At 54.7% G+C, this 5,094-nt stretch carries 6 protein-coding genes; 4 read left to right on the top strand and 2 right to left on the bottom strand.

Annotation, left to right across the window (positions count from 1 at the left end; translation table 11 throughout):
• Window positions 1–157: 157 nt before the first annotated feature.
• The 3 genes from FJ147_27065 to FJ147_27055 are packed head-to-tail and all read left to right on the top strand — an operon-like array spanning window position 158 to window position 2,311.
• Entirely contained in the window at window positions 158–349 is a 192-nt protein-coding gene (locus FJ147_27065; protein MBM4259549.1) for a sulfurtransferase TusA family protein, read from the top strand.
• Window positions 350–351: 2 nt separating this feature from the next.
• Window positions 352–714, top strand: a complete 363-nt coding sequence (locus FJ147_27060) for a sulfur reduction protein DsrE (GenBank protein ID MBM4259548.1) — start codon at window positions 352–354, stop codon at window positions 712–714.
• A gap of 28 nt (window positions 715–742) precedes the next feature.
• Window positions 743–2,311, top strand: coding sequence for a 5-methyltetrahydropteroyltriglutamate--homocysteine methyltransferase (locus FJ147_27055; protein MBM4259547.1), 1,569 nt, complete (start codon window positions 743–745; stop codon window positions 2,309–2,311).
• A gap of 166 nt (window positions 2,312–2,477) precedes the next feature.
• Here FJ147_27055 and FJ147_27050 read toward each other — a convergent pair whose 3' ends face one another.
• A complete protein-coding gene (locus FJ147_27050; protein MBM4259546.1) occupies window positions 2,478–2,672 on the bottom strand; it encodes a PepSY domain-containing protein in 195 nt (64 codons plus the stop codon).
• Between the two features lie 98 nt (window positions 2,673–2,770).
• On the bottom strand, window positions 2,771–4,042 hold the full coding sequence (locus FJ147_27045) for a hypothetical protein (protein ID MBM4259545.1): 1,272 nt from the start codon (window positions 4,040–4,042) through the stop codon (window positions 2,771–2,773).
• Window positions 4,043–4,286: 244 nt separating this feature from the next.
• Between FJ147_27045 and FJ147_27040 the strand changes: the two genes are divergently transcribed.
• The gene (locus FJ147_27040) at window positions 4,287–4,745 is read left to right on the top strand and encodes a carboxymuconolactone decarboxylase family protein (GenBank protein MBM4259544.1); all 459 of its coding nucleotides are present in this window, start codon (window positions 4,287–4,289) and stop codon (window positions 4,743–4,745) included.
• Window positions 4,746–5,094: the final 349 nt, after the last annotated feature.

Here is a 5,094-nt window from a genome sequence, read left to right as displayed (position 1 = left end):
AAGAAGCTCTTCAATTGTGTCCATTCGGTCATGGTCAGGTCCGTTGGATAAACTCGCGGCAGTGTATTCATCCCTCAAGCTTACCAATCCCTTTTTCAAAACACTCTCTTAGGAAGAAAGAGGAGTCGTGCGAGAAGACAGTTGGGATGCGGGTGACATGGGCTGTGGAGAGCTGATCGTGCTCTTGCGCAAACGCGTGCGGGCCCTGATTCCCGGTGGCGTACTGCACTTAACTGCGCGTGATCCTGGTGCAGTGGAGGATATCCCTGCCTGGTGCCGTTTGACTGGACATTTCCTGCGTAACGCCGAGCATCCGTTTTACGATATCGAACGCAAGAAGGAGGACTGACGATGGCCGGAAAACTGTGTGTGTCATTAACCAATGCCAAGAATGATACTGACAAGGCGACAGTTGCTTTTGTGATTGCCAATGCGGCAGTTGGGTCGGACCAGGAAACGCTGGTGTTCTTGAGTACCGAAGGCGTGCGACTGGCGGTCGAGGGCTATGCGGATGATATTCACGAAACGGGATTCGCGCCGCTCAAAGAGTTAATGGCCAATTTCGTCGAAGCTGGGGGAACCATTTTTGTCTGCTCGCCCTGTTTCAAAAAACGTGGGCTGGATGAAAACACGCTGGTCAAAGGTGCGAAGATCGTTGGTGGTGCGAAGCTGGTCGAGTTTCTTGCCAGTGGCGCGCCGTGTGTCTCGTATTAATGGGAGGTAACGTCACCAAGGAGTTGACGTGAGCGGCGCACAACATCCCTACACTCCTACGGCAAGTTTTGATGGCGGCGATCTTGATTGCGGCAACGGTTTGCTATTGTTGATTCGTAAGCATATCGATCCGTTGGCTCCTGGGGCATTGTTGGAAATTCTCTCAACCGAGTCTTCAGTTGTTGAAGATCTCCCAGCGTGGTGTCGGCTGACCGGCAACGCGTTCGTATCGCATATCCGCCAGGGTGCTCAACATCGTTTCCTGGTGAGCAAAGGACCGCTACGAGAGCCTGTTCCTGCTGCGGTTGATTCGGTGCCTGCTGCCGCGCCAGCCACATTACCACGGCTGCATAAGGAACCTGCACCGATTACACAGCCGATTCTGCCAGTGGTTATTCCTCCACAGCTGCCACCTCCTGCACCGGCCCCAACGATTCTGCCACTATCGGTGATGGGGATCGGCAGTTGGCCTCGTCCGCTGTGGTTGCTGCGCGCGCTCACGGATCATGTAGAAGGGCGCATGTCCGATGACGAATTCACCCAGACTGCCGATGATGCGGTACGCTTGGTAGTGGCGGCGCAACAGCGGGCACGTATCGATGTCTTCACTGACGGTGAACAGCGGCGGGATAACTACGCGAGTTTTGTCGGGGGACTGTTGGACAATTGCCAGCTCATACCCATCACCGATCTATTGCCCTATGTAGACGATACTGATGAGTTTGCGCGGGAATTGCAGGCGTTGGATGTTCCGGCGGGGAAAGTGCGCCATCCGGCAGTGTTTGGGCCACTGGGACGGCGCCATGCGCTTGCCGTGCATGAAGGTACGTTTTTACGGCAACTAACCTCCGCGCCGGTAAAAGTCGCGCTACCGGGGCCGTATCTCCTCACGCGCACGATGTGGATGGAGTGTATTGCCGATCGTGCCTATGCGACACGAGAAGCCCTGGCGCAGGACATCGTGCGGGTCTTGCGCGAAGAGGTTCACTTCCTGTTAGCAGCTGGAGTTGCGCTTGTGCAACTTGATGAACCCGTCTTGACGGAAGTGGTGTTTGGTCGCGCGTCGCAGAATCGGACGTTTATGTGTGGAGCACTAGGAGAGAAACGCGAGCCCGCCGAGGAACTTGCGTTTGCGGAGATGTTGATCAATTGCGTGGTTGCCGGCTTACCCCGAGATCGCCTGGCCTTGCATGTCTGTCGGGGCAATTGGACGCCAGACGAGAGTGTGGCGCTCGCGGGGGATTATCGCCCGCTGGTGCCGCTGCTCAGTCACGTCAATGTCGGGACGCTGTTCCTTGAACTTTGTACGCCCCGCGCCGGTGAGGTCGATGTCCTCACCGATTTGCCACAGGAGAAGCGCATCGGCGTTGGGGTCGTCAATCAAAAGTGTGCCAGCGTGGAAAGTTTTGATGAGGTTGTCGCCAAAGCCGAACAGGCGATTGCCGTATTTGGAGTTGAGCGGGTGTTGCTCACGCCGGACTGTGGCTTTGCTACGTTTGCCGATAACCCGATCGCGTCGGCAGTGCAGGCCGAGCAAAAACTTGCGGTGATCAAGAAGGCGGCGCAGCTCCTCCAGCAGCGGTATCACATAAAGTAGGTGCCGCTTATCCGGTGGGCATCAGCGTGAGACACCTGACCAAAGAAGTGGCTGTCTAAGTCAGACTAACAAAAGATTTGCACACTTCGGCTCACGAGATTTTACCCCTCAGAGAAAAACGTGCTGTTTCATTCCTATACCTCTTGAACTGAGTGCAGAAGACGGGCTATCTGTTGACCATGAAATGTTGCGATGCGCTGCTTGTGTCGCCAGCGAATGAGACAGTGAGATACAACACTGGGCAGAGTAATCCATCCAGACAGACCAGCAGTCGTCCTGGGAGTCCGAAGGCGTCGCCAGAATGGAGCGGCAGCATCCACTGTAGAAAGATGTCACCAGCAGTGCCAGACTGCGTATCCATCAGACCGGCAATTGCTCCAGTGTGTTTATCAACCTACACGGTGCGGCGATCGATAAGACCCAGGGCAGGAATGTCTTTCTTGGTAATCCAGTACACCTTCATGTCCTCAGGGAAGTACGTGCCAGCAAGCGTGCCTTCTGGATATTGCTGCCGACCAGCACTCGTCTTCGTCTACGTTCTTGCTTTGTTCTCGCCGATACGCTTTGGGTGATGTAGGCGCGTTCGTCATCCGTCAGCTCGCTCCGTTGGCCTAACCAACGCTCGGCTTCGCTCAGTAATGCTCCGCGTAGTACATCATCCTTATCCTGGTTGGTTCGTAACCATTCCTCACGAGCCGTACGTAAACGCTCGCGCCATAGCAAGAACTCGCGATCTTGGTTGAGCCACTCTTTGAGCCGCTGCCAGTGACGAATTAAGGCTTCATGGGCAACTTCGACGGTTTCAGTCTGGCTACCAGCGATAGTATTGGTTACCAACAGCCGCTGGGTTGCGAGCGATGTCACCAACGGGCGGAGTGATGTCACCAACAGGCGGGTTGTTTCTTTCAGTTCAACGAAGGTCGCACGGCGGCGTGTATCCTCGCCGGTTGGAGAAGGGCGTACCAACTGCAGAAATACACGCTGCACCGCCTGTTTTTCGACCTCAGAGAGACGTCCATACGCAGCTTCAGCCGCGTTCGCCAGTGCACCTTGCACGCCACCCATCTGTTCATAGGGGTGATGACGTAACCTGCCGCTGTCGTTACTGGCATCTTCCCACAGTTTTTGCAGGACGAAGGCCAACAGCGGCAGATTGCCAGGCTCTTCGCCGACATCATCGAGAATGCGATTGACCAATCCGGATTCGAAAGCCGCCTGCACAGCCTGTGCTGGTTGCTCAATCGCCGCTTGTAATTCGTCACGCTGCATTGGTCCAAGATTGACCTGTGCATCTTGCATGCAATCGGATAACGGACGGTAGGCGAGCGCATGACCAACAAAGTCACCACGCAGCGTTAGCACCACAGACAGTGACTTTGCGGTACTGGCAGCCAACAACTCGTCGATAAAACGGCGACGCTCGTCGTCATTGTTGGTGAGGGTGTACAACTCTTCCCATTGATCGACGATCAACATGACGCGAGCGGTGCCTTGTTGTTTCTCCAGGACGCGCTGGATCACATCACGGACATGCAAGTCACCACTGATAAACGCGTCGGCTTGTTTGTTGATCTGGATTAAACGATCAGTCTCGTCCAATTCAGGTTCTAATAACGGCAGCAACGCGGCAGCCAGGTTGTACAATGGGCGATCATTGGGAACGATGGTGACAATCTCCCAGGGATGGTGAATGTCCTTACGCAGTTGCGGGACTATTCCAGCTCGTACCACCGACGACTTCCCACTGCCAGACGAACCGACTCACGACCACTATGCACTGTAAGTGAGTATGTAGCCCAATGGGGTCAGCGATGTAAAGGGGCGGGGAATAAGGGGGTAAAAGGCGAAAAGGCGAAAAGGGAAAAAGGATACAGCAATTCCCAATATGGAGAGGTGTGGGTCAGCGCTGTAGGCCGGGATAAGACCGCAGGCCGTTCCCGGCGCGCTCTTGCTGGCAAATATTTTTTTGCGTTTTATGTATTCTCCCCTGGGTCTCTTGGCCATTGCCCCGCAAGATGGTATGGCGACGAAAAAAAAGGAGGCGACTATGAGTAATGCCGCAAAAGATGCTCGACCAGCATCGCGTTCGTATGCCGAAACGAATCCAAAACTGTACTCGTTTCTGGAGTGGATGGAACAACAAGATGCAGAGTACGCGCAAGCGTTCCGCGCTTACACTGAGAAAGGGACCGGTGAAGGGCGGACTTTGCCGGTTAAGTATCGTGAGATGATCATGAGTGCGGTTCTGGTTTTCTCGGGTCGTCAAGAAGGGGCCGAGGCGCATCTCAAACGGGCGATCGAGTACGGTGCGACCAAGCGTGAGTTATTTGAAGCAGGGCAATCGGCTGGTGTGCCTGGTGGTGGGATCACTGTTGGTTTGTGGATGCAGATTCTGACGCAGTTGGATAAGGAAGGGGCGCTTAAGAATGGGTAACCTCTCCGGGAAAATGAATCGGAGAAACGGAGACGGGGAGAATCGGAGAACGTAGAGATCAGAAAAGAAAGAATAGTTTGGGTTCGTACATGAGGCATCACCCTCACCCTAGCCCTCCTCATAAGGGTAGGTTTTTTATCCAAGCCACAATTGGCGCGGATTTCCCCTCGTGAGGAGCCGCGTGTTCGTCATGCCCGCGCAGCTTGTCCCCGGTCATTAGGGCAATGGTATTAAGTTAAGCCACGACCTTGCGGATGTGGGTTCCTTCTCCCACCGGGAGAAGGTCAGGATGAGGGGATCGAAAAGCCAGCAGCCTTATATTTCATCCCCTCACCCTAGCCCTCTCCCT

The sequence above is a fragment of the Deltaproteobacteria bacterium genome (assembly GCA_016874775.1).
In the GTDB taxonomy this organism is placed as follows: Bacteria; Desulfobacterota; Binatia; order Bin18; family Bin18; genus VGTJ01.
Note: the sequence above shows the minus strand (reverse complement) of the source record. Positions and strands in the feature narration are given on the sequence as shown.